Raw genomic sequence first — 4,016 nt, forward strand, 5'->3', positions numbered from 1 at the left:
GGCCGCCGCCCGCCTGCTCTTCGACGCCCAGCAAGCCGCCCCGGATGTTACCGCTACGGCCCTCGGCCTAGCCCTGGCCCCCGCCCAGCCCACCGACTACGCCACTGCCTGGATTGAGGGTTTCCTGCGCGGCTCGGGCCTGCTACTCATCCATCACCGTGAGCTGTTCGACATGCTCGACGGCTGGCTGGGCGACCTCAACGAAGAAACCTTCCGCGAAATAGTGCCGCTGCTGCGCCGTGCCTTCACGGATTTCTCGCTGCCTGAGCGGCGGCAGATTCTGGAGATTGCGAGTTCGGACGCCGCCATGCCGGTAGCAGCTTCAGAGGCCGATTTCGACTGGGAGCGCGGGGCACTGGTGCTGCCGGGGCTGCGGGCGCTGCTGGGGGTGCAGGCTTAATTTATCAGAACTAAATCTGAACGTCATGCTGAGCCTGTCGAAGCATCTCTACCACACAAGTAATTAATGCTGATTCAACGAAGCGGTAGAGATGCTTCGACAAGCTCAGCATGACGTACAATTATTAACCCGATTTTATCTATGCCCACCTCTCCCACCCGCTGGAAACTTGTGCTCGGCAGTGCCGCCGATGTTGAAAACTCGGTGCAAATGCCGCCCGACTACGGCCGCATGGACGACGTGCTCACCGCCCTCTACGACGGTGACCGGGCCGAGCGAAAGGCCGGCCTGGGCGGTTCCGCGCCGCGCGTGAGCCGCTGGCTGGGCGACATCCGCGAGTATTTCCCCACCGAAGTAGTGGCCGTGATGCAACAGGATGCCATGACGCGCCTGGGCCTGAACCAGCTGCTGCTTGAGCCCGAAATTCTGCGCACGGTGCAGGCCGACGTGCATTTGGTGGGCACGCTCATGTCGCTCAGTCGGGTGATGCCGCAGAAGGCCAAGGCTACCGCCCGCGAGGTCATTACCAAAGTGGTGCGCGAGCTGGAGCAGAAGCTCAGCAACCCGCTGCGCCAGGCCGTGCAGGGCGCCCTGAGCCGGGCTGTGCGCAACCCGCGCCCGCGCTACCACGAAATCGACTGGGGTGCAACCATCAAAGCCAACCTGAAACACTACCAGGCGGCGCACAAAACCATTATTCCGGAGCGGCTGGTGGGTTTCGGCCGGCGCGGGCAGGCGCTGAAGGAAATTGTGCTCTGCGTGGACCAAAGCGGCTCGATGGCCTCGTCGGTGGTGTACGCGGGCGTGTTCGGGGCGGTGCTGGCTTCGCTGAAGGCAGTGAAAACGCACATGGTGGTGTTCGACACGGCCGTGGTGAACCTGAGCGAAAACCTGCACGACCCGGTTGATTTACTCTTCGGCGTGCAGCTCGGCGGCGGCACCGACATCAACCTGGCCCTCAACTACTGCCAGCAGCTCATCACCCGCCCCACCGATACTATCCTCGTCCTCATCACCGACCTCTACGAGGGTGGCAACGAGAAGGAAATGATAAAGCGCGCCGCCGCCCTCAAGGCCGCCGGCGTGAACGTGGTGGTGCTGCTGGCCCTGAGCGACGATGGCGCCCCGAGCTTCGACCGCCGCGTGGCCGAGCAGCTGGCGGCGCTCGATATTCCCAGCTTTGCCTGCACGCCGGCTAAGTTTCCGGAGCTCATGGCCCGGGCCATTCAGGGGCAGAAGCTGGAGGCGACATGAATTCGTTGACTGGGCAAAAAAAGGCCGCTTCCGGCGAGGGAAGCGGCCTGTCTGGCTGTCGGCGATTGTTGCGAAAGAGCTAGAAACTACGATTTAACGGGCGTGTAGGGGAATTTGCGTGACGCATTGCGCATCAGCGCGTTCACCATGCCTTCGGGCGAGCTGCCTACCGAGCCGGCCGCCACGTAGTCGTACTTCCAGAGCAGCTTGCCGCCCGTAGCCTCGTGGATATTCACGGTGATGTTGGCTTGGTTGGTAGCGCCCCAGGCACCCACCAGCAGGCCCACGGCCACGGCGGCACCGTCGCTCATCGGCTTGGAGGTGCGTACGCTGGTTGTGAGCACGGCATCGACGCCGAGGGTTTTGGCCAGGTCCTGCGGCGAGAGCGTGCGCATGTCCTCGTCGCTGAGGTTGGCTTTGCGCAGCAGGGAGTTGGTGAGAGCAACATCCTGAAAATCGACGGTATAGCTCGACTGCTGCTTGCGGCGCAGCAGCCACGCGTAAATGCGCGACTGAAAATCGAGGGACGTTTGCTGTTGCAGGGTGCGCATCTGCTCAGCCGAAGTGTTGCGGGCCTGATTGGGCCGCATGCCGATGCTGACGCTGGCCGGCAGAATGGCTACCACTTTATGGGCCGGAGCGTAGGTGCGGAAGTCGTTGGCCAGGTAGATAGTCGGGCCGCAGGCGGTACACAGCAACGCCAGAAAAAGAACGGCCGCAAGACCGAGAGTGCGAATGTTCATGCAGAGCAGAAAGGAAAGAAATTAACTAAATAATTAGCGACGACAACTTCCTGGCAAAGCTAGGGGCTGAATGCCGATACCGCACACTGCTTCAGCGCCTCCGCCTGAAAATATTTCTAACTAGCTCGTCTTATTTCTTTTCTTCTTCTCTACTTGAAATGAGATAAATTATGACGCTGCGTAGGAAATCGATTCGCCCACGTAGAGACGCATACTTGCTCTTGTCGTCCGCGCAATTTGGCTGATTTCGTTCAACGACGAGACGCAAGTATGCGTCTCTACATCGTTCCGGCGGCTTTCTAAGCTAAAGTCCGGCCTAAAACGTCGCATGGCGCCTACCGAAGTCATCCGCTACGCCAACGATGCGGAGCAACAGCTAGACCTCGATAAGCGCCGCAAAACGTGCCAGCGGCCTTCATGCCTTGTTATCAGCCGTTGGCCGCGGCCGCCTGGCCCGCGCCGAGCAGTGTGGCCAGCGCCGCCGCGTCGTCGGCTTCCATGGCCACTTCGGCTTTGAGGTTTTCCACGTCGCGCTTCACGCTGGCCACGGCCAGCGTTTTGCCGCTGGCTTGGTAGGCGATGGAGAACTCCTGCTTGGCCAAATCGCCGTTCACCACGGCCTCGTCCCACTTTTCGGCGTGGCCCACGTAGCGCACCGAGAAGTCGTAGTGCTTGCTCCAGAAGAAGGGCACGGCCTCAAATTTTTCCTGCTGGCCCAGGATATTGCGGGCGGCCGTCTGGCCCTGGCGCTGAGCCAGGGCCCAGTGCTCCACGCGAATGTTCTGGCCGGAGTGCGGGTCGGGCCAGCGGGCAATGTCGCCGGCGGCAAAGATGCCGGGGGCGCTGGTTTCGAGGTATTCGTTCACCGTCACGCCCTTGTCCAGCGTCAGGCCGGCGGCCTCCGCCAGCGCCAGCCGGGGCCGCACGCCAATGCCGGCCACTACCAAATCGGCCGCCAGCTGCTCCCCATTTTCCAGCGTGACCACATCGGCTTCGATGCGGGCAGCTTTCTGCTTCAGGTGGAAAATTACGCCCTTGTCTTCGTGCACCTTTTGGATGATGTGGCCCAAATCCGGCCCCAGCACCTTGGCCAGCGGCAACCCGTCCGGGGCTACCACGTGCACTTCGAGGCCTTTGGTGCGCAGGGCGGCGGCCACTTCCAGCCCGATGAAGCTGGCCCCAATCACCACCGCTCGTTTGGCTTTTTCGGCGGCAGCCGCAATGGCATGATGGTCGGTTAGGGAGCGCAGCACGTGCACGTGCGGCAGGTCGTGGCCGGGAATATCGAGCCGGATGGGCTCGGCCCCAGTGGCCAGCAGCAGGCGGTCGTAGGCGTGGTTGCTGCCGTCGGCCAGCGTCACGCGGCGGCCGGGCACGTCGAGGCCGGCTACTTCGCCGCGCACCAGTCTGATGCGGTGCTTGGCGTAGAACCCTTCGGGCCGCAGACTCACCGGCTTCTTCGCATCGGCCGGAAAGCTCTTGGATAGCATCGTGCGGTCGTAAGGCGCTTCGGCTTCGCCATCGAGCAGCTTGATGATACCCTCGTAGCCTTCGCGGCGCAGCATTTCGGCCGCCGCGCTGCCCGCCGCGCCGGCCCCGATGATGACCACGGCCGCCGG

4 protein-coding genes are annotated in these 4,016 nt (G+C 62.6%); 2 read left to right on the forward strand and 2 right to left on the reverse strand.

The genetic code is table 11. The features are described from left to right. Together ACYVDE_RS16515 and ACYVDE_RS16520 are read left to right on the forward strand one after the other, a co-directional pair. Positions 1–400: DUF5682 family protein (locus ACYVDE_RS16515; RefSeq protein ID WP_460502652.1), on the forward strand; the 400-nt coding region annotated here is incomplete at its 5' end. 141 nt (positions 401–541) lie between these two features. Next, positions 542–1,654 (forward strand): vWA domain-containing protein, encoded by a 1,113-nt coding sequence (locus ACYVDE_RS16520; protein WP_460502653.1) that lies wholly within the window; start codon positions 542–544, stop codon positions 1,652–1,654. A gap of 86 nt (positions 1,655–1,740) precedes the next feature. On the opposite strand, the gene ACYVDE_RS16525 is transcribed toward ACYVDE_RS16520, so the two are convergent. Both ACYVDE_RS16525 and ACYVDE_RS16530 read right to left on the reverse strand, forming a co-directional pair. Beyond that, positions 1,741–2,397: a hypothetical protein gene (locus ACYVDE_RS16525; protein WP_460502654.1), complete on the reverse strand. Its 657-nt coding sequence runs from the start codon at positions 2,395–2,397 to the stop codon at positions 1,741–1,743. Positions 2,398–2,825: 428 nt separating this feature from the next. Next, on the reverse strand, positions 2,826–4,016 hold a 1,191-nt coding region (locus tag ACYVDE_RS16530), incomplete at its 5' end, for an NAD(P)/FAD-dependent oxidoreductase (RefSeq protein WP_460502655.1).

The organism is Hymenobacter agri (genome assembly GCF_054778495.1).

Bases quoted from the DNA above. Each gene is read 5' to 3' on its own strand.
- ACYVDE_RS16520 (WP_460502653.1), top strand. From the start codon at position 542: ATGCCCACCTCTCCCACCCGCTGGAAACTTGTGCTCGGCAGTGCCGCC.
- ACYVDE_RS16525 (WP_460502654.1), bottom strand. From the start codon at position 2,397: ATGAACATTCGCACTCTCGGTCTTGCGGCCGTTCTTTTTCTGGCGTTG.